Source organism: Streptomyces sp. NPDC101166 (genome assembly GCF_044768125.1).
Taxonomy (GTDB): Bacteria; Actinomycetota; Actinomycetes; order Streptomycetales; family Streptomycetaceae; genus Streptomyces.
This window is the reverse complement of record NZ_JBIWPF010000013.1, coordinates 162,289-187,399: the sequence shown is the minus strand read 5'-3', so window position 1 is coordinate 187,399 and position 25,111 is coordinate 162,289. Positions and strand designations below refer to the sequence as shown.

Sequence of the window (25,111 nt, the reverse complement as noted above, 5' to 3'; positions counted from 1 at the left end):
ACCCTGCAAGCGTGAAAGCAAGTGCCGCACAACTGCATACGTCTGAAAACGACGAGAGCCCGCGGTTACATGCTCCGCAGGCTCTGTACTGCAAGGGAAACCAAACTGCAACTTGCGGCGAGCCTAGCACGCGGGCAGCCGAACGCAATAGAGGTCAAGATCACGTCACCCGAATGTTTGAACATCCGGAGAAGCGGTTGACCGAGGGGCCGGAGACAGGAGCGTATCGGACGGGGTCTAGTCTCGCGATGTGGACAATTCTCGCAACCGACCCCGCGTGGGCCACATCCAGTTCCTCAACTGCCTGCCCCTCTACTGGGGGCTCGCGAGAACCGGCACGCTCCTCGACTTCGAGCTGACCAAGGACACCCCCGAGAAGCTCAGCGAACAGCTGGTGAGCGGGGACCTGGACATCGGCCCCGTCACCCTCGTCGAGTTCCTGAAGAACGCCGACGACCTGGTCGCCTTCCCCGACATCGCCGTCGGCTGCGACGGCCCGGTGATGTCCTGCGTGATCGTCTCCAAGGTCCCCCTGGCGGAACTGGACGGTGCGCGCGTCGCCCTGGGCTCCACCTCACGTACCTCCGTGCGCCTGGCCCAGCTCCTCCTGTCGGACCGCTACGGCGTCCGCCCCGACTACTACACCTGCCCGCCCGACCTGAGCCTGATGATGCAGGAGGCGGAGGCGGCCGTCCTGATCGGCGACGCGGCCCTGCGGGCCAACCTCCTGGACGGGCCGACGTACGGCCTGGAGGTCCACGACCTCGGCGCGCTCTGGAAGGAGTGGACGGGCCTGCCGTTCGTCTTCGCGGTCTGGGCGGCGCGCCGCGAGTACCTGGAACGAGAGCCGGTCATCACCCGCAAGGTCCACGAGGCCTTCCTCGCCTCCCGCAACCTCTCCCTGGAGGAGGTCACCAAGGTCGCCGAACAGGCGGCCCGCTGGGAGGCCTTCGACGAACGCGTCCTGGAGCAGTACTTCACCACCCTCGACTTCCGCTTCGGCCCCGCCCAGCTGGAAGCGGTGACGGAATTCGCCCGCCGAGTAGGCCCCACCACCGGCTTCCCGGCAGACGTGAAGGTGGAACTCCTCACCCCGTGACGACGACATTCGGCGAGGTGGCCCTGCTCGCCGTCGCGGCGGTGTGGGGCGCGGTGGCCGGCGTCCTGCTGCCTCGCGCCGCGTACCGCTTCTCGGTGGCGTTGCCGCCGAGCGGGACGGACGGCGAGGCGGGGGACGACGGGGCGGGGGCGGACGGCGAGGGACCGCCCGTGCCCGGGTGGCGTGACCGCTGTCCTCAAGGGCATCCCGTTCGCGCCTGGATCGGTCCCGCCCGCTGTCCGCGCTGCGCCGAAGACGCCGGCGCCGATGCGCGCCCACGGGGGCGGGCCGGGTCGTACGGTCCCGGCGGGGCACTCCTCGCCGCCGTCACCGCCGGCCTCTGCGCCGTCCTCGGCTTCGCCACCGGCCCCCGGCCCGAGCTGGCCGTCTGGCTGCTGCTCGCGCCCGTCGGGGTGCTGCTCGCCGTCGTCGATCTGCGGGTGCAGCGGCTGCCCGACCCGCTCACCCTGCCCTTCGCGGCGACCGCCCTCGCCCTGCTCGGTGTGGCCGCACGGCTGCCGGAGCACGCCGGCGACTGGACGACGGCCCTCCTCGCGTCCCTCGCGCTGAGCGCCGGCTACCTCGTGCTGCACCTCGTCAACCCCGGCGGGATGGGCTTCGGCGACGTGAAGCTCGCGCTCGGCGCGGGCGCCGTCCTCGGCTGGTACGGCTGGCCCACCGTCATGCTGGGGACCTTCACCGGGTTCCTGCTCGGCGCGCTGTACGGCGGCGCGCTCCTCGTCGCGCGCAAGGCCGACCGCAAGACGGCGGTCCCGTTCGGGCCGTTCCTGATCGCGGGCGCGTACGTGGGGTTGCTGCTGGGCGCGTACACGGCCTGACGTCGGCCGTGGCGAAAGGCTGGCGTAGGCTGACTTGGTCCGTCCACAACCCTTGACGAAAGGGACGCTCCGGTGACCGAGAAGGCCGACCTCACCTCTGTTGATGTCACAGCCGTCCTCGAACGTGCCGCCGGGGGCGGACGGATCACGCCCGAGGAGGCGCTCGTCCTCTACCGCGACGCGCCCCTGCACGCGCTGGGCGCCGCCGCCGACGCCGTACGCCGCCGTCAGTACGCCGGCACTGAGCACATCGCGACGTACATCATCGAGCGGAACATCAACTACACGAACGTGTGCGTCACCGCGTGCAGGTTCTGCGCCTTCTACGCGGCGCCGAAGGACACGGCCAAGGGCTGGACCCGCGACCTGGACGACATCCTGCGCCGGTGCGCGGAGACCGTGGAGCTGGGCGGCACCCAGATCATGTTCCAGGGCGGCCACCACCCGGACTACGGCGTCGAGTACTACGAGAAGCACTTCTCCGCCATCAAGCAGGCCTTCCCGCAGCTCGTCATCCACAGCCTGGGGGCGAGCGAGGTCGAGCACATGGCCCGCATCTCCAAGGTGTCGGTCGAGGAGGCGATCCAGCGCATCCACGCGGCGGGCCTGGACTCCTTCGCCGGCGCCGGCGCCGAGCTGCTGCCCGAGCGGCCGCGCAAGGCCATCGCTCCGCTGAAGGAGTCCGGCGAGCGCTGGCTGGAGATCATGGAGGCGGCGCACAACCTCGGTGTCGAGTCCACGTCGACCATGCTGATGGGCACCGGCGAGACCAACGCCGAGCGCATCGAGCACCTGCGGATGATCCGTGACGTACAGGACCGGACGGGTGGGTTCCGCGCTTTCATCCCGTACACCTACCAGCCCGAGAACAACCACCTGAAGGGCCGTACCCAGACGACCCTGTTCGAGTACCTGCGGATGATCGCGATCGCCCGTCTGTTCCTCGACAACGTCCGCCACATCCAGGGCTCCTGGCTGACGACGGGCAAGGAGGTCGGCCAACTCTCCCTGCACTACGGCGCGGACGACCTCGGCTCCATCATGCTGGAGGAGAACGTCGTCTCCTCGGCCGGCGCCAAGCATCGCTCCAACCGCCTGGAGATCATCGACCTGATCCGCAAGGCGGGCCGCGTCCCGGCGCAGCGCTCCACGACGTACGAGCACCTGGTCGTCCACGACGACCCGGCGAACGACCCCGTCGACGAGCGGGTCGTCTCGCACATCTCCTCGACGGCGATCGAAGGCGGCACCGCCCACCCCGAGTTGAAGCTGCTCGCGCCCAACTGACCGGCCACCGCACCGAACTGACGCTGCCGTGCTGACCATTCACGCCGCCGACGAGCTCCGCCGCGCCTGGGACGACCCGTCGCCGGTCGAGGGCGGAGCCGTCGCCGTCCAGGGCGACCGGGTCGTCGGCGTGGGCGCCCGGTCCGAGTTGGAGGCGCGGTTCCCCGGTGCGCGCGTGCGGCACTGGCCCGGCGTCCTCGGCCCCGCGCGTCTCCACGAGGGCCCCCTTCCGGACGCCCCCAGCGCACGCGAGCGCGTCCACGCCGTGCTCAAGCTCGGCGCGGCGGCCGTCCTGGCGGAGCACGCCGGCTCGCCCGAACTCCGGGCGGCCGCCGCGCGCAACCACGTCGCCGTGCTGCCGAGCGCACGACGGACCGAGATCGTGGAGAACGGGCGCGCCGACCTCGCCGTCTTCGTGCGCGACGAGACGGGCAGCGGTGAGGAGGCGGGCAGCGGTGAGGAGGCGGGCAGTGGTGAGGGGGCCGGCGTCTGCGTCGCGACCGTCTGCGCGGGACGGCTGGTACACCGTCGGCGGTGACCGGTCCGACGTGGGTCGTGTGTGTCAGTCCGCCGCCGAGAACGCCTTCGCGAACGCCCCCGCACTCTGCTTCACCCCACTGCAGTCGGTGAGCGGTTCGTCCTGTCCGGCGACCCCGTCCGCGCAGCTCCGGTCGCGGAAGGCGGACCACATCGACACCCAGGCGACGCCCTTGCCCTCGGCGAACGTCCGCACCTGCGCCGCGTCCGCGAGCGTGAACGTCTCGTTGTCGACGTCGTTGACGCCGATCATCGAGGTGAGCGCCATCCCCTTCCAGGCGGCGGCGTCCGTCGTGCCGAAGGCCTTCGTCAACTGCGCGTGCGCGGCCGTGGCGGCGGCGATCGCGTAGCCGCCCATGTCGCCGGTGTACGACTCGCCGTAGTTCATCGTCATGATGTTGACGGTGGAGACCTGGACGTCGTACTCGTTCGCCGCCTCGAGCAGCGCGAGGCCGCCGGCGTCCAGCCCGGAGGGCATCACCGGGAGCGTGAAGGTGACTTCCAGGTCCGTGCGCTCCTTCTGGAGCAGGGCGATGGCCTGGGAGCGCAGGGCGACCGACCCGGCGTCGGCGAGGTCGTCGCCCTCGACGTCGAAGTCGGCCCGCGTGGAGCCGGCGGCGTCCAGGGCCGCGCCGTACGCCTCGGCCAGTTCCGCCGCGCTGTCGCAGACCGCCGCCAGTTCCTTTCCGGAGGCCCCGCCGAAGGAGACCCGGACGGAGCCGCCCGACTTCGTGAGAGCGGAGACGCGGGAGGCGACGGACGGGTCACCGATGGCGTGCGTGCCGTTCCACTTCGGCGTGCAGCCGCTTCCGTCCGAGATGACGAAGGCCAGGTTGTACGTGGCCGGGGAGCCGGCCGTGTCGTGGGCGGACGCCGTCGTCGCGTTCACGTAGGGCGCGTACGCCGTCGCTGTCGCCGTACCGGCTGCGGCGCTCGGCGAAGGGGACCTGACGGACGGCGCTTTCGACGTGTCGTCGGGCCCCGCGGAGCAGCCCGCCAGGGCCAGGGCGAACAGACAGGTCAGTCCGGCCGCCGGCGTCAGGAGACTCCGCATTGCGCATGCACCCGCTTTCGTGGATTCAAATTGAGGCGACGAAAGATGTCCTCGAAAGGGGAATGTCCCACATCCGGGCAGCGTGCGCGGGAACACTGAGCACACAGACGCTCTGTGGACTTAAGTGAGCATAGAGGGTCAACCGACCGCCCGAACAGGACAATCGACCCTCTCGTTCTTGCAGGTGCCGGCGTCGCGATTCGCCGTTTCTCTCAGGTGAATGACAGGTTCGGGCGGTTCTCATGGCCGACTCACAACAATTCCAGAGTTTGAGGCAAATAAAGGCTCCCTAACATCCGGGGAATGCATTCCGAGCCTGCCATCGAAAGCCGTGCCGCCACTCGTGGTCGCCGCCGCAAACGCGTCGACGACTCCGGCGAAGGGCCCGTGTTCGTTGACAACTCCGGACGCAGATCCAAGCTGCTGCGTCGGATCGGCCTCCTCGTCGGCGTCGGCTGCCTCACCTACGCGGTCGTCCTGGGCGCCGCGTTCATGGGCTGGGGCGCCTCGCTCACCCCGTCCTCCCTGCTGCCGTTCGGCGGCAACGGCCAAGGAGGCCCCGGCGGTCAGGGCGGCCCGAGCGGTCAGGGGCCCGGGGGCGGACCGCCGGACGGCGGGGCGGGCGGGGCGGGCGACCAGGCCGCTCTGCCGGGTGGCGCGCGGCCCTCGGCGCCATCCGGCTCTTCCCCGGCCCCCGGCCCCGCTTCCGCCTCCCCTTCCTCCACCCCGTCCTCGTCCCCCGCGCCGTCCGCCTCCGCGACCGCCGACTGACCGGAGCCCAGCCACCCCCATGACGACCACCGACTCCCGCCGGCGCCGCCGCGCCCCCTCCCGTATCGAACGGGCGGCCGGCAAGGCCGCGGCCCTGCAGAAACCGCGGGTCATCCTCGCCCTGCTGCTCCTGCTCGCGCTCACCAGCGTGATGCTGCTCGACGGCTATCTGCGCGCCGAGGTCGGCGGCGACCAGCGCGTCCGCACCGGCGCCGACTCCGGCGAGGTGCCCGACGACGTCCTCGCCGGGGGGCCGATCCTCACTTTCCGCGGCGGACGGGCCGCCACCGTCTCCGTCCCGGACAAGACGATCGCCCTCACCTTCGACGACGGCCCCGACCCGACCTGGACGCCCCAGGTGCTGGAGATCCTCGAGAAGTACGACGTCCCCGCCACGTTCTTCGTGGTCGGCTCGATGGTCTCCCGTCACCCGGACGTCGTGCGGGACATGGTCGAGCAGGGCAACGAGGTGGGCATCCACACCTTCACCCACATCGACCTCTCCTATCAGAGCGACGCCCGCGTCGACCGCGAGATGCAGCAGACGCAGCTCGCGCTCGCGGGCGCGGCCGGCATCACCACCACGCTGTTCCGCGCGCCGTACTCCTCGAAGACCGACGCCATCGACGACTACAGCTGGCCCGTCTATCGCCGGCTCGGCGAGGAGGGCTACACCAGCGTCTTCGTCGACACCGACAGCGACGACTGGAAACGACCGGGCGTCTCCAAGATCATCCAGTGGGCCACGCCCGAGGACGGCGCGGGCGCGTCGGTGCTCTTCCACGACGCCGGCGGAGAGCGCTCGCAGACGATCAAGGCGCTGCCGACGTACATCGAGAAGATGAAGGCGGCGGGGTACACCTTCACCACCGTCAGCGGCGCGATGCAGGAGGACGAGGCGGGGGCCGCGGGCGCGGGCGCGGGGAATGCCGGTGGTCCCGCAGGTGGTCCCGCAACCGGCCCCGGGGGAGCCGTCGACCGTCTCCAGGCCGCCCATCGTGAGGCCACCGGCCTCACCCTGTACGAGGGCAAGGCCCTGGTAGCGGCGGTCGCCCTCGCCGAGTGGACGGTTCCGGCGCTCTCGGTCGGGCTGATGGCCGTCGGCGTGGCCGTCATCGGCCGGTTCGGCATGATGCTGGTCCTCGCCCGCCGCCACCACCGGATCCGCAACCGGCGCCGCTTCAGCTGGGGGCCGCCGGTCACCGGCCCGGTGAGCGTGATCGTCCCCGCGTACAACGAGAAGGAGTGCATCGCCAACACCCTCGACTCACTGGCGCGGAGCACCCATCCGATCGAGATCATCGTCGTCGACGACGGCTCCACGGACGGCACGAAGGAGATCGCCGAGTCGCTGGGCATCCCCGGCGTCCGCGTCATCCGGCAGGAGAACGCGGGCAAGCCGGCCGCCCTGAACAACGGTGTGCGCAACGCCCGTCACGACATCGTCGTGATGATGGACGGCGACACCGTCTTCGAACCCGACACCGTGCGGCAGTTGGTGCAGCCCTTCGCCGACCCGAAGGTGGGCGCGGTCGCCGGGAACGCCAAGGTCGGCAACCGCGACACGGTCATCGGCGCCTGGCAGCACATCGAGTACGTGATGGGCTTCAACCTCGACCGCCGTATGTACGACCTGCTCCGCTGCATGCCCACCATCCCCGGCGCGATCGGGGCGTTCCGCAGGGACGCGGTGCTGGAGGTCGGCGGCATGAGCGAGGACACCCTCGCCGAGGACACCGACATCACCATCGCCATGCACCGGGCGGGCTGGAACGTCGTCTACCAGGAGCACGCCAGGGCGTGGACCGAGGCGCCGGGCTCCCTGAAGCAGCTGTGGTCCCAGCGCTACCGCTGGTCCTACGGCACGATGCAGGCGCTCTGGAAGCATCGCAGGTCCCTGACGGACAAGGGGCCTTCGGGCCGCTTCGGCAGGGTCGGCATGCCGCTGGTGGTGCTCTTCCAGATCGTCACACCGGTCTTCGCCCCGCTCATCGACGTGTTCACCGCCTACTCGATGATCTTCATCGACTTCCGGGCGGCGCTGCTGGCCTGGCTGGCCGTCCTGGGCGTCCAACTGGTCTGCGCGGCGTACGCCTTCCGGCTCGACCGGGAGAAGTACCGCTACCTGCTGATGATGCCGCTGCAGCAGCTCGCCTACCGCCAGATGATGTACCTCGTCCTCATCCACTCCAGCATCACGGCCCTCACCGGCGGCCGCCTGCGCTGGCAGAAGCTGAAGCGGACGGGCGAGGTCGGGACCCCGGCGGGGGTGCGCTGATGGGCGCGCACAGCAAGGGGGCGGTACGGCCCCCGGACGGCCCGCCCGAGCCGGCGGCCCTCCCCGCCGGCACCGCGGCGCTGTCGCAGGCGGAGCCCATGGCGGCGCTGTCGCGGGCGGAGCCCACGGCGGCGGCGCTGTCGCAGGTGGAGCCCGCGGTGGCGGCGCTGTCGCAGGTGGAGCCCGCGGTGCGTGACCGCCGCTCCGACAGGCCCGCGGGCCGGGACAGGTACTTCGACACGCTGAGAGCCCTCGCCCTCGTCAGGGTCGTCGCCTACCACACCTTCGGCTGGGCCTGGGCGGGCCTCGTCTTCCCCTCCATGGGCGTCATGTTCGGGCTCGCCGGCACTCTGATGGCCAAGTCCCTGGAGCGTCCGCCGCTCACGGTGGTGAGGAGCCGGTTCCGCCGCCTGCTGCCGCCCTTCTGGTTCTGGGGCCTCTTCGTCGTCCTGGCGATGCTGGTCCACGGCTGGATGCCGGGCCCGCAGATCGTCTACTGGGTCGTCCCGCTCGGCGACCCGCCGGGCGACGCCTGGGGTGAGCAGGCCTGGGAGATCCTCTGGTACCTGCGCACCTACCTGTGGTTCGTCCTGCTCTCCCCGCTGCTCCTGCGCCTCTTCCGGCTCGCCCCGGCCGCCGTGCTCGCCCTCTCCCTCGTCCCGGTCCTCGTGCTGAACTTCCTCTGGCCGGGTCCGGACGGCCGGTTCGGCAGCGCCCTGTGGGACCTGTCGACGTACCTCTGCTGCTGGATGCTCGGGTTCGCGCACCGGGACGGCGTGCTCCAGCGGCTGAAGCCGGCCCTGGTGGCGGTCCTCTCGCTCGCCGCGATGGCCTGCGGCGGCTGGTACGCCTTCGCCCACCAGGCCGACGTCGGCACCTACGACCTGGACGAGAACCCCCTCGCGCAGGCCTTCTGGTCGGCCGGTTCCGTCACCCTGCTGATGTGGGCGAAGGCGTACTTCCGGATCGACTTCGCCTGGCTCACCCGCTTCAGCCGCACCGACCGGATCGTCACCGTGTTCAACGCGCGCGCGGTCACGATCTACCTCTGGCACGAGATCGCGCTGATCCTGGCCGTTCCGTTGATCGACCGCTGCTGGGACGTGCCCGCGTTCGAGAAGTACCTGCCGTTGGACAGCCCGTGGTTCACGTTCGCCGTGGGCTGGCTGCTGATCGCGGTGTTCGTCCTGCTCTGCGGCTGGGTCGAGGACGTGGCGGCGCGCAGGAGGCCAAGGCTGCTGCCGTGAGCGCGGGCTGCGGCTGCGTTGAGTCGGCGGGGCGCGGGTTGCGTTGAGTCGGCGGGGCGCGGGCTGCCACGAGCCGGAGAGGCGCGGGCTGCCACGAGCCGGAGAGGCGCGGGCTGCCACAATGGGCGGGTGACCCGCGCTTCCCTGAACAAGCAGCCGCACGAAGTCGCCTCGATGTTCGACGACGTGGCGGAACGGTACGACCTGACGAACGACGTCCTCTCGCTCGGCCAGGACCGGAGGTGGCGCAAGGAGGTGGCCCGCGCGGTCGACGCCCGCCCCGCGCAGAAGATCCTGGACCTGGCGGCCGGCACGGCCACCTCCTCCCTGCCCTTCGCCCGCTCCGGCGCCTACGTCGTCCCCTGCGACTTCTCCCTCGGCATGCTCCAGGTCGGCAAGCGCAAGCACACCTGGCTGCCCTTCACCGCCGGCGACGCGACGAGGCTGCCGTTCAAGGACGACACCTTCGACGCCGTCACGATCTCCTTCGGTCTGCGCAACGTGCAGGACTTCGACTCCGCCCTGCGGGAGATGCACCGGGTGACCCGCCCCGGCGGCCGGGTCGTGATCTGCGAGTTCTCGCACCCGACCTGGGCGCCCTTCCGCACGGTCTACACCGAGTACCTGATGCGCGCCCTGCCGCCGGTCGCCCGGGCCGTCTCCTCCAACCCGGACGCGTACGTGTACCTCGCCGAATCCATCCGCGCCTGGCCCGACCAGCCCGCCCTGGCCGAGCACCTGCGCAAGGCCGGGTGGACGAAGGTCGCCTGGCGCAACCTGACCGGCGGCGTGGTCACCCTGCACCGGGGCTTCAAGGAGAGCTGAGCAGGGCCGAGGGGGCGGCCGGCCCGGTCGCCGGTGGCCGCCTCCCCGTGCTTCAGCAGGAGCTGACCGTTTCGAAGGCGTCGCCCGGCCGGTCCAGCTCGCGTTCCAGCCCGCCTCCCCCCGGTCCGGGCACGCGCGGCTCGCGCACGCCCGAGCCTCCGCCGCCCTCGCCCTCGGCGAAGTCGAACCACACGGTGACGACGGCGCCGCGCGGCACCTCGACCCCGGGCGGCGGGTACTGCCGTACGACGTAGTCGACGACGGTGCGGTGGAAGTCGGGCCGGTCAGGAGCGGCCAGCAGCACGCCTCGCGCCATGGCCGTCTCGCGCGCGTCCATCGCCATCAGGCCGACGAGCCTCGGCACGCGCACTTCGGGTGTTTTTGGCCGTATGAGCACAGATGTCACCCCCAGCGGTACTGGAAGGGTAACCGGCCGGGGGTGTCGTCCGGAAGCGCCGGGTGGCTTTCCGTGACAGGCGGTCACTCAGGGTCATGCGTCACAGGTCGAGGCGGTAGCAGTGCCCCTGCGACTTCGACTGCGGGGTGGTGAAGACCTCCGCCAGCCGCATGCCGAGCCGCTGCGTGACCGCGATGGAGCGGGCGTTGCGCGCGGCGACCATGGCGACCACGCTCGGCACGCCCGCCTGTCTCACCCGGTCCACCGTCATCCGCGCCGCCGCGGTGACGTACCCCTGGCCCCAGTGCTCCCGCCCCAGCCGCCACCCGATCTCGATCTCGCCCGCCGGACCCCAGTCCCGCTCCCAGGGCTGGGCGCCGGTGAAGCCGATGACACGGCCCGACTCGTCGAGCATCGTCCACAGGCAGTACCCGCGCTCGGCGTCGTGCCGGCGCTGGCGGGCGGTGAGTTCCTCGTAGACGGACAGTCCCGCGGACCGGCCGCCATGGAACTCCATGACGTCGGGGTGGTCGAAGATCCGGTGCCAGGCGACCGCATCCTCGTCGGTGGGGACGCGCAGCCGTACCACGGGGAGAACTCGCTTCACGGGGGCAGCCCTTCAGCCGGTGATCAATGCCGCTGAATAGACTGCCCATGTCCAGTGCCCCCCGGCACCCAGATTCCGAACTTGGGGAGTTCCCGCCGTGACTCAGCCCCTCTCCGCCAACACCGCCGACGTGATCGTCGTCGGCGCTGGGCCGGCCGGCTCCACGACCGCGTACCACCTCGCCAAGGCCGGACTCGATGTGCTCCTGCTCGAGAAGACCGAGTTCCCGCGGGAGAAGGTCTGCGGCGACGGTCTCACCCCGCGCGCCGTCAAGCAGCTCGTCGCCATGGGCATCGACATCTCCGAAGAGGCGGGCTGGCTGCGCAACAAGGGGCTGCGCATCATCGGCGGAGGCGTCCGCCTCCAGCTGGACTGGCCGGACCTCGCCTCCTTCCCCGACTACGGTCTCGTCCGCAAGCGCGACGACTTCGACGAGCAGCTCGCCCGCCAGGCGCAGAAGGCGGGCGCCCGACTCCACGAGCGCTGCAACGTCGGCGCCCCGATCGTCGACGACCGCACCGGGCGCATCACCGGGGTGCACGCCAAGCTGGGCGAGGACAAGCGCGAGGTCACCTTCCACGCCCCTCTGGTCGTCGCCGCCGACGGCAACTCCACCCGCCTCTCGCTGGCGATGGGCCTGCACCGCCGCGAGGACCGTCCCATGGGCGTCGCGGTGCGCACCTACTTCACCTCGCCGCGCCACGACGACGACTACCTGGAGTCCTGGCTGGAGCTGTGGGACCGGCGCGGACCGGGCGAGGACCGGCTCCTGCCGGGCTACGGCTGGATCTTCGGCATGGGCGACGGCACGTCCAACGTCGGCCTCGGCGTCCTCAACACCTCCGACTCCTTCAAGGAACTGGACTGGCGCGAGGTCCTCAAGGCCTGGTGCGCCTCCATGCCCGAGGACTGGGGCTACACGCCGGACAACATGACCGGCCCGATCCGCGGCGCCGCCCTGCCGATGGCCTTCAACCGCCAGCCCCACTACACCAAGGGCCTGCTGCTCGTCGGCGACGCCGGCGGTCTGGTGAACCCCTTCAACGGCGAGGGCATCGCCTACGCCATGGAGTCCGGGCAGATCGCCGCCGACGTCATCGTCCAGGCGCACGCGCGGGCCACCCCCGGCCAGCGCGAACTGGCTCTCCAGAGCTACCCGCGCATCCTCAAGGACACCTACGGCGGCTACTACACGCTGGGCCGGGCCTTCGTGAAGCTCATCGGCAACCCGAAGGTCATGAAGATCGCGGCTCAGCGCGGTCTCACGCACCCCGTGCTGATGAAGTTCACCCTGAAGCTCCTCGCGAACCTCACCGACCCGACGGGCGGCGACGCGATGGACCGCATCATCAACGGCCTGAGCAAGGTGGCCCCGAAGGCGTGACGTCGCCCGCGCGACGGTGACGGGGCGCCCCCTCCCTCTGAAGCGGGGGAGCGCCCTTCGCTCAAAGGGCGGCGAACATCCGCCGCCCGGCCGCCCGGTGACCTGACGCAAACTCGTGCGCTAGTGAACTCGGGTCCGGCGCGGTGAACTCGGGTCCGGCGCGGCCGCGTTGACGGCGGCCGGTGCGTGCGCTCCGCGGGACGTCACCTCGGCCGGAGGCCGAGGACGCCGGGCCCAGTACGCCGGGCCGAGGACGCCGGGAATGGCTGAAGGGCCGCTGCCCCGAGTGGCTGCGGCCCTTCTGACGGTTCCGTACGTCTCAGAGGACGCGGACGGCGCCCGACGCCGGGTAACCGGAAAGGTCCTGGATGACGACGCCCTTGGACGGGTTGGCCGCGTCCAGGTACTGGCCGTTCCCGATGTAGACGCCCACGTGGTAGGCCGAACCCTTGCCGCCCCAGTACAGGATGTCGCCGACCTGGACGTTGTCCAGCGACACGTCCGTGCCGGCCATCGACTGGTCCTGCGAGACGCGCGGCAGGTCGACGCCGACCTGCTTGAACGCGGCCTGGACCAGGCTGGAGCAGTCCCAGGCGTTGGGGCCGGTGGCACCCATGACGTACGCGTCGCCCAGCTGGGCCTTCAGGAAGGAGATGACCGTCCCGACGCTGCCGCTGGCGGGAGCGGAGACCGACGCGGAGCCGGAGTCGGAGACGGACGCGGACGCGGACGCGGAGAGGGTGCTGCGCTCCGCGGAACGGGACGCGGCGGCCTCGGCGGCGGCCTTACGGGCTTCCTCGGCCTTCTTCTTGGCCTCGGCCTTCTTCGCGGCGGCGAGGTCCTTCTTGGCCTCGGCGGCCGCTGCTGCTGCGGCGGCGTCGCGCTCGGCGTCCAGCTGGTAGTTCGCGGCCGCCTGCTGCGTGACTTCGGCGGACTGCGCGACCTGTGCGGCCAGATCGCCCGTGAGGACGGGCAGTTCGAGCGTCTGCGTCACCGGCTCGGCGGCGTTGGCCGATCCTGCCGCCGTGGCGACGGCCAGCGTGCCGAGGACACCACTGGCGACTCCGGCCCGCATCGCGATCTTCGACGCGCTGCGGCGGGGTTTCCGGTGGCTGCGTATGTGAGCGGTGTGGGACATGGGTACAAGCGGTATCAGGGGCTCCTCCATACCTTCAAGAAACGTGTGGTGCGCCACAATTACTCAATGGAGGCCCTGAACACCTGTCACGCCGCACCTTATTGACGCCTTAACGGACATTGCGGACTCAGGTGATCAAGCCTGTGATCATGGGCTTTCGTCGTTACGTCCGGATTGCCCTGCGCCTACCACTGGTCGAGACAGTTGGCCAAGCCCGGTTCTCGGGCGCACTTTCGGGTGTGGCAGAGGTCACGGAACGGTTACCGGGGCCGGGGCGTCATGCGCGCGATGGAGCGGTCGACTCCGCTCGTGAATGCGCGCACACGTCCACTTGATGCCGTCCTGCTCCCCCTGATGTGTGAACGAGGCCTCTAGCAGGACGCCCCGCCCGAGGCGAATTTGCATGCAGAGGAACTCTCTTGATATTGAGACGCGCCCTGCGGCCTGCGCGGACGAGCGTAAATGTCACCTCTTGTGATCACTCTGACGCTTCCCGTGCGAAGATCACCGCTGATATGACTTCATGATCCTTCGTCAGGTGGTGGAGATCACAAAGCTTGTGCAATACCCCGTGTCGCAGATCACAGACCGGCAGGCATAGGATGCGTGGCAGTTGGGCTTGTGACCTGCTTCACATGTTCGCGATCTTCGCCGGGACGGGCGGGGTTCGAGGGAGATGTGAGACGGATGTGAGCCCGTGCCATCGCCAGCAGTCAGTGCCGACTGAGAGGAGCGAGGAGCGGTGAACGCTTATGCGCCCATCCTCGTACTGGGAGCCCTCGGGGCAGGCTTTGCGATCTTCTCCGTGGTCATGGCCACGCTGATCGGGCCGAAGCGGTACAACCGCGCCAAGCTCGAGGCCTACGAGTGCGGTATCGAGCCGACCCCCACGCCGGCCGGCGGCGGGCGCTTCCCCATCAAGTACTACCTGACGGCGATGCTCTTCATCGTCTTCGACATCGAGATCGTCTTCCTCTACCCCTGGGCCGTCACCTTCGACGCCCTGGGGCTTTTCGGGCTCGTGGAGATGCTGCTCTTCGTGCTCACCGTCTTCGTCGCCTACGCGTACGTGTGGCGCCGCGGCGGCCTGGAATGGGACTGAGGGGCCTTTAGCCATGGGACTCGAAGAAAAGCTGCCGAGCGGTTTCCTGCTGACCACCGTCGAGCAGGCCGCGGGCTGGGTGCGCAAGGCGTCCGTCTTCCCCGCCACGTTCGGCCTCGCCTGCTGCGCCATCGAGATGATGACCACCGGCGCCGGCCGCTACGACCTGGCGCGCTTCGGCATGGAGGTCTTCCGCGGTTCGCCCCGCCAGGCGGACCTGATGATCGTCGCCGGCCGGGTCAGCCAGAAGATGGCGCCCGTGCTCCGGCAGGTCTACGACCAGATGCCGAACCCCAAGTGGGTGATCTCCATGGGGGTCTGCGCTTCCTCGGGCGGCATGTTTAACAACTACGCGATCGTCCAGGGCGTCGACCACATCGTCCCCGTCGACATCTACCTCCCGGGCTGCCCACCCCGCCCGGAGATGCTCATGGACGCCATCCTCAAGCTCCACCACAAGATCCAGAACTCCAAGCTGGGCGTGAACGCCGAGGAAGCGGCCCGCGAGGCGGAGGAAGCGGCGCTCAAGGCCCTGCCCACGATCGAGATGAAGGGGCTGCTGCGGTGAGCGACGCGAACGGCGCCGGCGCGGGGTCCGGCGGGACCAACCCCGAAAAGGACCTCTCCGCATCCAACCTCCCCGGTCAGCGGGGCCAGGGCGGTGAGGAGATCCGCGTGCAGCGCGGAATGTTCGGCGCCGACAGGGGCGGCGACACCTCCGGCTACGGCGGCCTGGTCCGCTCCGTCCGGCTCCCGGGACCGGCGAGCCGGCCCTACGGCGGCTGGTTCGACGAGGTCGCCGACGAACTCGAGGGCGCGCTGGAGGAGCAGGGGCTCCTCCCCGACAACGCGATCGAGAAGACCGTCGTCGACCGCGGCGAACTCACCTTCCACATCGAACGCGAGCACCTGGTGCGCGTCGCCCGCACCCTGCGCGACGACCCCGCCCTGCGCTTCGAACTGTGCACCGGCGTCAGCGGCGTCCACTACCCCGCCGACAAGGGGCGCGAGCTGCACGCCGTCTACCACTTGCGCTCGATCACCCACAACCGGCTGATCCGGCTCGAAGTCAGCGCCCCCGACAGCGACCCGCACGTGCCGTCCCTGGTCCCCGTCTATCCGACCAACGACTGGCACGAGCGCGAGACCTACGACTTCTTCGGGATCGTCTTCGACGGTCACCCGGCCCTGACGCGGATCATGATGCCGGACGACTGGCAGGGCCACCCGCAGCGCAAGGACTACCCCCTCGGCGGCATCGCCGTCGAATACAAGGGCGCCCAGATCCCGGCTCCGGACCAGCGGAGGTCGTACTCGTGAGCACTTCGCACGCCTCCCCCAGGGAGACCACCGAGGGCACCGTCTACACCGTCACAGGCGGCGACTGGGACGAGGTCGTCCAGTCCGCGGCCCGCGCCGACGACGAGCGCATCGTCGTCAACATGGGCCCCCAGCACCCCTCCACCCACGGAGTGCTCCGCCTCATCCTGGAGATCGAGGGCGAGACGGTCACCGAGGCCCGCTGTGGCATCGGCTACCTGCACACCGGCATCGAGAAGAACCTCGAGTTCCGCACGTGGACCCAGGGCACCACGTTCGTGACGCGCATGGACTACCTGACGTCCTTCTTCAACGAGACCGCCTACTGTCTCGCCGTCGAGAAGCTCCTCGGCATCGAGGACCAGCTCACCGAGCGGGCCAAGATCATCCGGGTGCTCCTGATGGAGCTGAACCGGATCTCCTCCCACCTGGTGTGCATCGCCACCGGCGGCATGGAACTCGGCGCCACCACGATCATGATCTACGGATTCCGCGATCGTGAAATGATTCTCGACATCTACGAGCTCATCACGGGCCTCAGGATGAACCACGCGTACATCCGGCCCGGCGGACTCGCCCAGGACCTGCCGCCCGGCGCGGTGGACCAGATCCGCGAGTTCGTGAAGAAGATGAAGAAGAACCTCCCGGAGTACGACAAGCTCGCCACCGGGAACCCCATCTTCAAGGCCCGCATGCAGGACGTCGGCTACCTCGACCTGGCCGGCTGCATGGCCCTCGGCGCCACCGGCCCGATCCTGCGCTCCACCGGCCTGCCGCACGACCTGCGCAAGGCACAGCCCTACTGCGGCTACGAGACCTACGACTTCGAGGTCCCGACCGCCGACTCCTGCGACTCCTACGGCCGCTTCCTCGTCCGCCTGGAGGAGATGCGTCAGTCGCTGCTGATCGTCGAGCAGTGCCTGGACCGGCTCCAGCCGGGGCCCGTCATGATCGCCGATCGCAAGATCGCCTGGCCCGCCCAGCTCGCCCTGGGACCCGACGGGCTCGGCAACTCCCTCGACCACATCAAGAAGATCATGGGCACCTCCATGGAGGCCCTGATCCACCACTTCAAGCTGGTCACCGAGGGCTTCCGCGTACCGCCGGGACAGGCGTACACGGCCGTCGAATCGCCCAAGGGCGAACTCGGGGTGCACGCCGTCTCCGACGGAGGCACCCGCCCCTTCCGGGTCCACTTCCGCGACCCGTCCTTCACCAACCTGCAGGCCATGGCGGCGATGTGCGAGGGCGGCCAGGTCGCCGACGTCATCGTCGCCGTCGCGTCCATCGACCCCGTGATGGGAGGCGTCGACCGGTGACCACCACCCCTTCCTCGGAGCGGGGCGTCAGCCTGGGCATGCCCGAACTGCCCGCGCCCGCGTACCCGGACGACGTCCGAGCCCGCCTCGAGCGGGACGCGCGCGAGATCATCGCCCGCTACCCCGACTCCCGGTCCGCGCTCCTGCCGTTGCTGCACCTGGTGCAGTCGGAGGAGGGACACGTCACGCGCACCGGGATGCGGTTCTGCGCGGACGTCCTGGACCTGACCACCGCCGAGGTCACCGCGGTCGCCACCTTCTACACCATGTACCGGCGCCGCCCCAGCGGCGACTACCAGGTGGGCGTCTGCACCAACACGCTGTGCGCGGTGATGGGCGGCGACGCGATCTTCGAGGCACTCCAGGAACACCTGGGACTCGGCAACGGCGGGACCACCGACGACGGCAAGGTCACCCTGGAGCACATCGAGTGCAACGCGGCCTGCGACTTCGCGCCGGTCGTGATGGTCAACTGGGAGTTCTTCGACAACCAGACCGTTCAGAGCGCGAAGCGCCTGGTGGACGACCTGCGGGCCGGACGGCCCGCGTCGCCCACGCGTGGGGCGCCGCTGTGCACCTTCAAGGAGACCGCCCGGATCCTGGCGGGCTTCCCGGACGAGCGCGAAGGCGCCGTCGAGGCGAGCGGCAGCGCGGGGCCGGCGTCGCTGGTGGGCCTTCGCCTGGCAAGGGGAGAGGCCGCATCCGCGCGCGTGGTCCATCCGCGCGACGGCAAACCGGACGCCCAGCCGCAGGACAGGCCCGTCCACGAGCCGTCGCCGACCGAGCACCTCAGCTCACACGACGCGCCGCAGGACACATCGGCCTCCGACCCGGCCCACCCGGCAGGGCCTACCGCCGAGGAGGGGGAGTGATGACCTTGGCACCCGAGCTGAAAGACACCAGCCCCGAGAAGCTGCTCGCACCCGTGCTGTCGGCCTTCTGGGACGACGACCGGTCCTGGACTCTGGACGTCTACCGGAGGCACGAAGGGTACGAGGGGCTCCGCAAGGCGCTCGCCATGTCGCCGGACGACCTGATCGCGTACGTCAAGGACTCCGGTCTGCGCGGCCGCGGTGGCGCTGGATTCCCCACGGGAATGAAATGGCAGTTCATTCCCCAAGGGGATGGAAAACCGCACTATCTAGTTGTCAACGCCGACGAATCGGAGCCCGGGACCTGCAAGGACATCCCGCTCCTCTTCGCGAACCCGCACAGCCTCATCGAGGGCATCGTCATCGCGTGCTATGCCATCAGGTCGTCTCATGCCTTCATCTATCTGCGTGGTGAAGTCGTCCCCGTTCTGCGGCGGTTGCACGAGGCCGTGCGCGAGGCCCACGCGGCGGGCTACCTCGGCGAGAACATCCTGGGCAGCGGACTCGACCTCCGACTCACCGTGCACGCCGGCGCCGGCGCGTACATCTGCGGTGAGGAGACCGCGCTGCTCGACTCGCTCGAAGGCCGCCGTGGACAACCGCGGCTGCGCCCTCCCTTCCCTGCTGTGGCAGGTCTCTACGCCTGCCCGACTGTGGTGAACAACGTCGAGTCCATCGCGTCGGTTCCCGCGATTCTGAACAACGGGAAAGAATGGTTCAGGTCGATGGGAAGCGAGAAGTCCCCGGGCTTCACGCTGTACTCGCTCAGCGGCCATGTCGCCAGCCCCGGCCAGTACGAGGCCCCGCTCGGCATCACCCTCCGTCAGCTCTTGGAGATGAGCGGCGGCATGCGACCGGGCCACCGCCTGAAGTTCTGGACCCCGGGCGGCTCCTCGACCCCGATGTTCACCGACGAGCACCTCGACGTCCCTCTTGACTACGAAGGAGTGGGCGCCGCGGGTTCCATGCTCGGCACGAAAGCACTCCAGTGCTTCGACGAGACGACCTGCGTCGTGCGGGCGGTCACCCGCTGGACCGAGTTCTACGCCCACGAGTCCTGCGGCAAGTGCACCCCCTGCCGCGAAGGCACGTACTGGCTCGTGCAGTTGCTGCGGGACATCGAGGCCGGCAAGGGAGCGATGTCCGACCTCGACAAACTCAACGACATCGCCGACAACATCAACGGCAAGTCCTTCTGCGCCCTCGGCGACGGCGCCGCCTCGCCGATCTTCTCCTCGCTCAAATACTTCCGCGAGGAGTACGAGCAGCACATCACGGGCCGCGGCTGCCCCTTCGACCCGGCCAAGTCGACGGCCTGGGCCGACCGCACGGAGGTGAACGCATGACCGTGACCACCAACGCCCCCACCGGCGGGGGCGAGGCGGCCGTCCCGCCGGAGGACCTGGTGACGCTGAGCATCGACGGCGCCGAGATCAGCGTGCCCAAGGGCACCCTGGTCATCCGTGCCGCCGAGCAGCTCGGCATCGAGATCCCGCGCTTCTGCGACCACCCCCTCCTCGACCCGGCCGGCGCCTGCCGCCAGTGCATCGTCGAGGTCGAGGGCCAGCGCAAGCCGATGGCCTCCTGCACCATCACCTGCACGGACGGGATGGTGGTGAAGACCCACCTCACCTCGCCCGCGGCCGAGAAGACCCAGCACGGTGTGATGGAACTCCTCCTCATCAACCACCCGTTGGACTGCCCGGTCTGCGACAAGGGCGGCGAGTGCCCCCTGCAGAACCAGGCCATGTCCCACGGCCAGGCCGAATCCCGGTTCGAGGGCCGCAAGCGGACGTACGAGAAGCCCGTCCCCATCTCCACCCAGGTGCTGCTCGACCGTGAGCGGTGCGTGCTGTGCGCCCGCTGCACCCGCTTCTCCAACCAGGTCGCGGGCGACCCCATGATCGAACTGATCGAGCGGGGCGCGCTGCAGCAGGTCGGCACCGGAGAGGGCGACCCCTTCGAGTCGTACTTCTCCGGCAACACCATCCAGATCTGCCCGGTCGGCGCGCTGACCTCGGCGGCGTACCGCTTCCGCTCCCGGCCCTTCGACCTCGTCTCCTCGCCCTCCGTGTGCGAGCACTGCTCCGGCGGCTGCGCCACGCGCACCGACCACCGGCGCGGCAAGGTCATGCGGCGCCTCGCCGCGAACGACCCCGAGGTCAACGAGGAGTGGATCTGCGACAAGGGGCGCTTCGCGTTCCGGTACGCGCAGCAGCGTGACCGGCTCGACACGCCGCTCGTGCGCGACGCCGAGGGCGTCCTGACGCCGGCGTCCTGGCCGGAGGCCCTGCAGATCGCGGCGCAGGGCCTGCTCGCCTCCCGCGGCCGCACCGGCGTCCTGACCGGCGGGCGTCTCACCATCGAGGACGCGTACGCGTACAGCAAGTTCGCGCGCGTGGCGCTCGACACCAACGACATCGACTTCCGCGCGCGCGTGCACAGCACCGAGGAAGCGGACTTCCTGGCCGCGCGGGTGGCCGGGCGCGGCCGCGATCTCGACGGCACGGGCGTCACGTACACCGCGCTGGAGAAAGCGCCCGCCGTCCTCCTCGTCGGCTTCGAGTCGGAGGAGGAGGCGCCCGGCGTCTTCCTGCGGCTGCGCAAGGCCTGGCGCAAGCACGGGCAGAAGGTGTTCTCCCTGGCCACGCACGCCACGCGCGGTCTGGAGAAGGCGGGAGGCACGCTGCTGCCGGCCGCTCCCGGCACCGAGACCGAGTGGCTGGACGCGCTGTCCGGCGGCGTCGGCCTGGAAGACGACGGCAGCAGGGCCGCCGAAGCGCTGCGCGCCGAGGGCGCGGTGATCGTCGTCGGTGAACGGCTGGCCGCCGTGGCAGGCGGTCTCACCGCCGCCGCGCGGGCCGCGAACGCGACCGGGGCCGCCCTGGTGTGGATCCCGCGCCGGGCAGGCGAACGGGGCGCCGTCGAGGCCGGCGCGCTGCCCTCGCTGCTGCCCGGCGGGCGTCCGGCCACCGACCCGCGCGCGCGGCAGGAGGTCGCGGCCGCCTGGGGCGTCGCGGAACTCCCGCACCGCCACGGTCGGGACACCGGGCAGATCGTCGAGGCCGCCGCCAGCGGTGAGCTTCAGGCACTGCTCGTCGCCGGTGTGGAGGTCGCCGACCTGCCGGATCCGGCACGCGCGCGTGAGGCGCTCGCCGAGGTCGGGTTCGTGGTGTCGCTGGAGTTGCGGCCCGGGGAGGTCACCGAGCACGCCGACGTCGTCCTGCCGGTGGCCGCGGTCGTCGAGAAGGCGGGCGCCTTCCTCAACTGGGAGGGGCGGGTGCGCTTCTTCGAGGCCGCGCTCAAGCCCGACCAGATGACCCGGAGCCTCGCGCCGGCCGACGCGCGCGTGCTGCAGATGCTCGCCGACGCCATGGACGTCCACCTGGGCCTGCCGGACCTGCGCACCGCCCGCGCGGAGCTGGACCGGCTCGGCGCCTGGGACGGACCGCGGGCCACCGAACCGCTGGACACCGCGGGCGTCCTGCCCCGGCCCGCCGCCGGCGAGGCCGTGCTCGCGGGGCACCGCCTGCTGCTCGACCGGGGCGTCCTCCAGCAGGGCGACGAGGCGCTCGCCGGGACGCGGCACGCCGCACACGCACGCGTGTCGCCCGCGACGGCCGCCGAGGCGGGCGTCAAGGACGGCGACGCGCTCGCGGTGACCGGACCGGCCGGGACCGTGGAACTGCCGCTGGAGATCACCGAGATGCCCGACCGGGTGGTGTGGCTCCCGCTGAACTCCGTGGGCGGGGGCGTCGCCTCCGACACCGGGGCCCGGCCCGGCTCCCTCGTCCGTATCGGCCCGGCGACGCTCACCGCCGACGCCCCCGAGGAGGTGGAGGCATGAACATGTACCTCGCCGCTGAAGATCTCTCCATGTTCGGCCGCGACCCGTGGTGGCTGGTCGTCGTCAAGGCGGTCTTCTGCTTCGCCTTCCTGATGGTGACCGTGCTGTTCTCCATCGTCTGGGAGCGCAAGGTCGTCGCCTGGATGCAGCTGCGCGTCGGCCCCAACCGGCACGGCCCCTGGGGCATGCTCCAGTCGCTCGCCGACGGCATCAAGCTGATGCTGAAGGAAGACGTCATCGTCAAACGCGCCGACAAGGTGGTGTACGTCCTCGCACCGATCGTCGCGGCCGTCCCCGCCTTCATGGCGATCGCGGTGATCCCCTTCGGTCCGGCCGGCAACGAGATCTCGATCTTCGGCCAGCGCACCACGATGCAGCTCACCGACCTGCCGATCGCGATGCTCTACATCCTCGCGGTCGCCTCGGTCGGCATCTACGGCATCGTCCTGGCGGGCTGGAGCTCCGGATCCACCTATCCGCTTCTCGGCGGTCTGCGCTCCTGCGCGCAGATGATCTCCTACGAGATCGCGATGGGCGCCGCGTTCGCCTCCGTCTTCCTGTACTCCGGTTCGATGTCGACGTCGACGATCGTCGAGCAACAGCACGACCGCTGGTACATCATCCTGCTGCCGGTCTCCTTCATCCTCTACGTCGTCACGATGGTCGGCGAGACCAACCGCGCCCCGTTCGACATGCCGGAGTCCGAAGGCGACCTGGTCGGCGGCTTCAACACCGAGTACTCGTCGATCAAGTTCGCGATGTTCATGCTCGCCGAGTACGTGAACATGGTGACGGTCTCGGCCGTGTCGGTGACGCTCTTCCTCGGCGGCTGGCGGGCCCCGTGGCCGATCAGCGGCTTCTGGGAGGGCGCGAACCACGGCTGGTGGCCGATGCTCTGGTTCACCGTCAAGGTGCAGCTGCTGCTGTTCTTCTTCATCTGGCTGCGCGGCACGCTCCCGCGTGTGCGCTACGACCAGCTGATGAAGCTCGGCTGGAAGGTCCTCATCCCGGTCTCGGTGACCTGGCTGATGCTCGTCGCGACCGTGCGGACCCTGCGCAACGAGAACTACGACTTCGCCGACATCGCCCTCTACGTCGGCGGCGCGGTCCTGCTCCTGCTGCTGCTCTCCTTCGTCGCCGACATGTACCGCGACCGCGGCAAGCAGGCCGAGACCCCCGCCGAGCCCGCCGCGTTCGACCCGATGGCGGGCGGGTTCCCCGTACCGCCGCTGCCCGGACAGGAGCTGCCGTCGGCCCCGAGGCGCCGCCCGCGCCGGGAGCGGGAGTTGATTGTCAGTGGCGGGCCCGATACTCAGAGTGACGGATCTCTGGATGGAAAGGAGGCGTCCGATGGCTGAGGAGCCCAAGGAGGCCGGGGACACGTCGCCCGGTTTCCAGAACCCCGTCGCCGGCTTCGGCGTGACCTTCAAGGCCATGTTCAAGAAGCGGCTGACCGAGCAGTACCCGGAGCAGAAGAAGACCACGGCTCCGCGCTTCCACGGACGGCACCAGCTCAACCGCCATCCGGACGGCCTGGAGAAGTGCGTCGGCTGCGAGCTGTGCGCCTGGGCCTGCCCCGCCGACGCCATCTACGTCGAGGGCGCGGACAACACCGAGGAGGAGCGCTACTCCCCGGGCGAGCGGTACGGCCGGGTCTACCAGATCAACTACGCCCGCTGCATCCTGTGCGGCCTGTGCATCGAGGCGTGCCCCACGCGCGCGTTGACGATGACCAACGAGTTCGAGCTCGCCGACTCCAGCCGGGCCAACCTGATCTACACCAAGGAGCAGCTGCTCGCCGGCCTTGACGAAGGCATGGTCGACACGCCGCACGCGATCTACCCCGGGACGGACGAGCAGGACTACTACCGGGGACTGGTCACGGAGGCCGCGCCCGGTACCGAGCGGCAGGTCGCCCTCTCCAAGGGCGAGGCCCCGCAGGAGGCCGACTCCACCGTCGGTGAGGACGAGCCCGCCTCGCAGGAGGTGATCGGCCGATGAGCGCCCAGCTCGCCGCGCACTCCGTCGGCCGGCTCGCCGCCGACTCGGCCCCGCAGCTCGCGGCCTACTCCACCTCCACCGGCGAGGCGTTCCAGTTCTGGGTGCTCGGCACCGTCGCGGTGATCGGCGCCCTGTGCACCGTCTTCATGAAGAGGGCCGTGCACAGCGCGCTCTGTCTCGCCGGCACCATGATCGTCCTGGCGGTGTTCTACCTCGCCAACGGCGCCTACTTCCTGGGCATCGTGCAGATCGTCGTGTACACCGGCGCGATCATGATGCTGTTCCTGTTCGTGGTGATGCTCGTCGGCGTCACCGCGGCGGACTCCCTGAAGGAGACCATCAAGGGCCAGCGCTGGCTGGCCCTCCTGTGCGGCGTCGGCTTCGGGGTCCTGCTTTTCGCGGGCATCGGCAACGCCTCCCTGACGGAGTTCGACGGCCTCGCCGAAGCCAACGGGGGCGGCAACGTGGAGGGCCTCGCCGCCCTCATCTTCACCAAGTACGTCTTCGCCTTCGAGATCACCGGCGCCCTGCTCATCACGGCCGCCGTCGGCGCCATGGTGCTCACCCACCGGGAGCGCACCGAGCGGCCCCCCACCCAGCGCGAGCTGGCCGAGAAGCGCGTACGCGAGGGCAAGCACCTGCCGCCCCTGCCGGCCCCGGGCGTGTACGCGCGGCACAACGCCGTCGACATCGCCGGACTGCTGCCCGACGGCACCCCGTCGGAGCTCACCGTCAGCAAGACGCTGCGTGAGCGCGGTCAGATGCGTGATGTGTCCACCGAGGCGCTCAACGATCTCAAGGCGCTGGAACAGCGCGCCGAGGACCGCCTGGAGCGGGCCGCGGTCGAGCCGCCGACCTTCAAGCGGACCGAGGAGGCGTCGAAGTGAACCCGGTCAACTATGTCTACCTCGCCGCCCTGTTGTTCACGATCGGCGCGACGGGCGTACTGATCCGGCGCAACGCGATCGTCGTGTTCATGTGCGTCGAGCTGATGCTCAACGCCTGCAACCTCACGCTCGTCGCCTTCTCCCGGATGCACGGCAATCTCGACGGCCAGATCATCGCCTTCTTCACGATGGTCGTCGCCGCCGCGGAGGTCGTGGTCGGACTCGCGATCATCGTGTCGCTGTTCCGTTCCCGCCACTCGGCCTCGGTCGACGACGCCAGCCTGATGAAGCTGTAAGGGG

At 70.1% G+C, this 25,111-nt stretch carries 24 protein-coding genes; 20 read left to right on the top strand and 4 right to left on the bottom strand.

Annotation, left to right across the window (positions count from 1 at the left end; genetic code table 11):
* Nucleotides 1-250 precede the first annotated feature (250 nt).
* From ACIRS4_RS23825 to ACIRS4_RS23810, 4 genes are all read left to right on the top strand, one after another.
* Nucleotides 251-1,099 carry a menaquinone biosynthetic enzyme MqnA/MqnD family protein gene (locus ACIRS4_RS23825; RefSeq protein ID WP_404199305.1) on the top strand — a complete coding sequence of 283 codons (849 nt, stop codon included), beginning with the start codon at nt 251-253 and terminating at the stop codon, nt 1,097-1,099.
* The gene (locus ACIRS4_RS23820) at nt 1,096-1,938 is read left to right on the top strand and encodes a prepilin peptidase (protein ID WP_404199302.1); all 843 of its coding nucleotides are present in this window, start codon (nt 1,096-1,098) and stop codon (nt 1,936-1,938) included. Before ACIRS4_RS23825 ends, ACIRS4_RS23820 begins: the two co-directional genes overlap by 4 nt.
* 72 nt (nt 1,939-2,010) lie before the next feature.
* Nucleotides 2,011-3,225 (top strand): cyclic dehypoxanthinyl futalosine synthase, encoded by a 1,215-nt coding sequence (gene mqnC / locus ACIRS4_RS23815; protein ID WP_404199300.1) that lies wholly within the window; start codon nt 2,011-2,013, stop codon nt 3,223-3,225.
* Nucleotides 3,226-3,253: 28 nt separating this feature from the next.
* Nucleotides 3,254-3,763, top strand: coding sequence for an imidazolonepropionase-like domain-containing protein (locus tag ACIRS4_RS23810; protein ID WP_404199298.1), 510 nt, complete (start codon nt 3,254-3,256; stop codon nt 3,761-3,763).
* Nucleotides 3,764-3,787: 24 nt separating this feature from the next.
* Here ACIRS4_RS23810 and ACIRS4_RS23805 read toward each other — a convergent pair whose 3' ends face one another.
* Nucleotides 3,788-4,816 (bottom strand): chitinase, encoded by a 1,029-nt coding sequence (locus tag ACIRS4_RS23805; protein ID WP_404199295.1) that lies wholly within the window; start codon nt 4,814-4,816, stop codon nt 3,788-3,790.
* Between the two features lie 303 nt (nt 4,817-5,119).
* Here ACIRS4_RS23805 and ACIRS4_RS23800 point away from each other — a divergent pair, with 303 nt between their 5' ends.
* The 4 genes from ACIRS4_RS23800 (at nt 5,120) to ACIRS4_RS23785 (ending at nt 9,937) form a co-directional block, all read left to right on the top strand.
* Complete coding sequence (locus ACIRS4_RS23800) at nt 5,120-5,587, top strand: hypothetical protein (RefSeq protein ID WP_404199292.1); 468 nt, start codon at nt 5,120-5,122, stop codon at nt 5,585-5,587.
* A gap of 19 nt (nt 5,588-5,606) precedes the next feature.
* A complete protein-coding gene (locus ACIRS4_RS23795; protein WP_404199289.1) occupies nt 5,607-7,865 on the top strand; it encodes a bifunctional polysaccharide deacetylase/glycosyltransferase family 2 protein in 2,259 nt (752 codons plus the stop codon).
* The gene (locus ACIRS4_RS23790; protein WP_404199286.1) at nt 7,865-9,112 is read left to right on the top strand and encodes an acyltransferase; all 1,248 of its coding nucleotides are present in this window, start codon (nt 7,865-7,867) and stop codon (nt 9,110-9,112) included. The genes ACIRS4_RS23795 and ACIRS4_RS23790 overlap by 1 nt, the downstream gene beginning before the upstream one ends.
* Before the next feature lie 129 nt (nt 9,113-9,241).
* The gene (locus ACIRS4_RS23785) at nt 9,242-9,937 is read left to right on the top strand and encodes a demethylmenaquinone methyltransferase (RefSeq protein ID WP_404199283.1); all 696 of its coding nucleotides are present in this window, start codon (nt 9,242-9,244) and stop codon (nt 9,935-9,937) included.
* 52 nt (nt 9,938-9,989) lie between these two features.
* On the opposite strand, the gene ACIRS4_RS23780 is transcribed toward ACIRS4_RS23785, so the two are convergent.
* Both ACIRS4_RS23780 and ACIRS4_RS23775 read right to left on the bottom strand, forming a co-directional pair.
* Nucleotides 9,990-10,307: a PASTA domain-containing protein gene (locus ACIRS4_RS23780; protein WP_404199280.1), complete on the bottom strand. Its 318-nt coding sequence runs from the start codon at nt 10,305-10,307 to the stop codon at nt 9,990-9,992.
* Between the two features lie 127 nt (nt 10,308-10,434).
* On the bottom strand, nt 10,435-10,941 hold the full coding sequence (locus ACIRS4_RS23775) for a GNAT family N-acetyltransferase (RefSeq protein WP_404199277.1): 507 nt from the start codon (nt 10,939-10,941) through the stop codon (nt 10,435-10,437).
* Between the two features lie 97 nt (nt 10,942-11,038).
* On the opposite strand from ACIRS4_RS23775, the gene ACIRS4_RS23770 reads away from it, so the two are divergent.
* Nucleotides 11,039-12,325: a geranylgeranyl reductase family protein gene (locus ACIRS4_RS23770; RefSeq protein ID WP_404199274.1), complete on the top strand. Its 1,287-nt coding sequence runs from the start codon at nt 11,039-11,041 to the stop codon at nt 12,323-12,325.
* Between the two features lie 319 nt (nt 12,326-12,644).
* Here the strand turns inward: ACIRS4_RS23770 and ACIRS4_RS23765 are convergent, their stop codons facing one another.
* Nucleotides 12,645-13,493, bottom strand: coding sequence for a C40 family peptidase (locus tag ACIRS4_RS23765; RefSeq protein WP_404199271.1), 849 nt, complete (start codon nt 13,491-13,493; stop codon nt 12,645-12,647).
* 712 nt (nt 13,494-14,205) lie between these two features.
* Here ACIRS4_RS23765 and ACIRS4_RS23760 point away from each other — a divergent pair.
* The 11 genes from ACIRS4_RS23760 to nuoK are packed head-to-tail and all read left to right on the top strand — an operon-like array spanning nt 14,206 to nt 25,107.
* Nucleotides 14,206-14,565 (top strand): NADH-quinone oxidoreductase subunit A, encoded by a 360-nt coding sequence (locus ACIRS4_RS23760; protein ID WP_030494815.1) that lies wholly within the window; start codon nt 14,206-14,208, stop codon nt 14,563-14,565.
* 13 nt (nt 14,566-14,578) lie between these two features.
* The gene (locus tag ACIRS4_RS23755) at nt 14,579-15,133 is read left to right on the top strand and encodes an NADH-quinone oxidoreductase subunit B family protein (protein ID WP_055635348.1); all 555 of its coding nucleotides are present in this window, start codon (nt 14,579-14,581) and stop codon (nt 15,131-15,133) included.
* Nucleotides 15,130-15,885, top strand: a complete 756-nt coding sequence (locus ACIRS4_RS23750; protein WP_404199268.1) for an NADH-quinone oxidoreductase subunit C — start codon at nt 15,130-15,132, stop codon at nt 15,883-15,885. The genes ACIRS4_RS23755 and ACIRS4_RS23750 overlap by 4 nt, the downstream gene beginning before the upstream one ends.
* Entirely contained in the window at nt 15,882-17,204 is a 1,323-nt protein-coding gene (locus ACIRS4_RS23745; RefSeq protein WP_404199264.1) for an NADH-quinone oxidoreductase subunit D, read from the top strand. Before ACIRS4_RS23750 ends, ACIRS4_RS23745 begins: the two co-directional genes overlap by 4 nt.
* Before the next feature lie 38 nt (nt 17,205-17,242).
* On the top strand, nt 17,243-18,076 hold the full coding sequence (nuoE, locus tag ACIRS4_RS23740) for an NADH-quinone oxidoreductase subunit NuoE (RefSeq protein WP_404199522.1): 834 nt from the start codon (nt 17,243-17,245) through the stop codon (nt 18,074-18,076).
* Nucleotides 18,076-19,422: an NADH-quinone oxidoreductase subunit NuoF gene (gene nuoF, locus ACIRS4_RS23735; protein WP_404199261.1), complete on the top strand. Its 1,347-nt coding sequence runs from the start codon at nt 18,076-18,078 to the stop codon at nt 19,420-19,422. Before nuoE ends, nuoF begins: the two co-directional genes overlap by 1 nt.
* Nucleotides 19,419-21,923 (top strand): NADH-quinone oxidoreductase subunit G, encoded by a 2,505-nt coding sequence (locus ACIRS4_RS23730; protein WP_404199259.1) that lies wholly within the window; start codon nt 19,419-19,421, stop codon nt 21,921-21,923. The genes nuoF and ACIRS4_RS23730 overlap by 4 nt, the downstream gene beginning before the upstream one ends.
* Nucleotides 21,920-23,281, top strand: a complete 1,362-nt coding sequence (gene nuoH, locus ACIRS4_RS23725) for an NADH-quinone oxidoreductase subunit NuoH (protein ID WP_404199256.1) — start codon at nt 21,920-21,922, stop codon at nt 23,279-23,281. The genes ACIRS4_RS23730 and nuoH overlap by 4 nt, the downstream gene beginning before the upstream one ends.
* Entirely contained in the window at nt 23,274-23,924 is a 651-nt protein-coding gene (gene nuoI, locus ACIRS4_RS23720) for an NADH-quinone oxidoreductase subunit NuoI (RefSeq protein ID WP_404199253.1), read from the top strand. The genes nuoH and nuoI overlap by 8 nt, the downstream gene beginning before the upstream one ends.
* The gene (locus ACIRS4_RS23715) at nt 23,921-24,811 is read left to right on the top strand and encodes an NADH-quinone oxidoreductase subunit J (RefSeq protein ID WP_404199250.1); all 891 of its coding nucleotides are present in this window, start codon (nt 23,921-23,923) and stop codon (nt 24,809-24,811) included. The genes nuoI and ACIRS4_RS23715 overlap by 4 nt, the downstream gene beginning before the upstream one ends.
* Complete coding sequence (gene nuoK, locus ACIRS4_RS23710; RefSeq protein ID WP_130440912.1) at nt 24,808-25,107, top strand: NADH-quinone oxidoreductase subunit NuoK; 300 nt, start codon at nt 24,808-24,810, stop codon at nt 25,105-25,107. Before ACIRS4_RS23715 ends, nuoK begins: the two co-directional genes overlap by 4 nt.
* Nucleotides 25,108-25,111: the final 4 nt, after the last annotated feature.

Bases quoted from the DNA above. Each gene is read 5' to 3' on its own strand.
- ACIRS4_RS23805 (WP_404199295.1), bottom strand. From the start codon at position 4,816: ATGCGGAGTCTCCTGACGCCGGCGGCCGGACTGACCTGTCTGTTCGCC.
- ACIRS4_RS23800 (WP_404199292.1), top strand. From the start codon at position 5,120: ATGCATTCCGAGCCTGCCATCGAAAGCCGTGCCGCCACTCGTGGTCGC.
- ACIRS4_RS23795 (WP_404199289.1), top strand. From the start codon at position 5,607: ATGACGACCACCGACTCCCGCCGGCGCCGCCGCGCCCCCTCCCGTATC.
- ACIRS4_RS23790 (WP_404199286.1), top strand. From the start codon at position 7,865: ATGGGCGCGCACAGCAAGGGGGCGGTACGGCCCCCGGACGGCCCGCCC.
- ACIRS4_RS23765 (WP_404199271.1), bottom strand. From the start codon at position 13,493: ATGGAGGAGCCCCTGATACCGCTTGTACCCATGTCCCACACCGCTCAC.
- ACIRS4_RS23755 (WP_055635348.1), top strand. From the start codon at position 14,579: ATGGGACTCGAAGAAAAGCTGCCGAGCGGTTTCCTGCTGACCACCGTC.
- nuoE (WP_404199522.1), top strand. From the start codon at position 17,243: ATGCCCGAACTGCCCGCGCCCGCGTACCCGGACGACGTCCGAGCCCGC.
- nuoF (WP_404199261.1), top strand. From the start codon at position 18,076: ATGACCTTGGCACCCGAGCTGAAAGACACCAGCCCCGAGAAGCTGCTC.
- ACIRS4_RS23730 (WP_404199259.1), top strand. From the start codon at position 19,419: ATGACCGTGACCACCAACGCCCCCACCGGCGGGGGCGAGGCGGCCGTC.
- nuoH (WP_404199256.1), top strand. From the start codon at position 21,920: ATGAACATGTACCTCGCCGCTGAAGATCTCTCCATGTTCGGCCGCGAC.
- nuoI (WP_404199253.1), top strand. From the start codon at position 23,274: ATGGCTGAGGAGCCCAAGGAGGCCGGGGACACGTCGCCCGGTTTCCAG.
- ACIRS4_RS23715 (WP_404199250.1), top strand. From the start codon at position 23,921: ATGAGCGCCCAGCTCGCCGCGCACTCCGTCGGCCGGCTCGCCGCCGAC.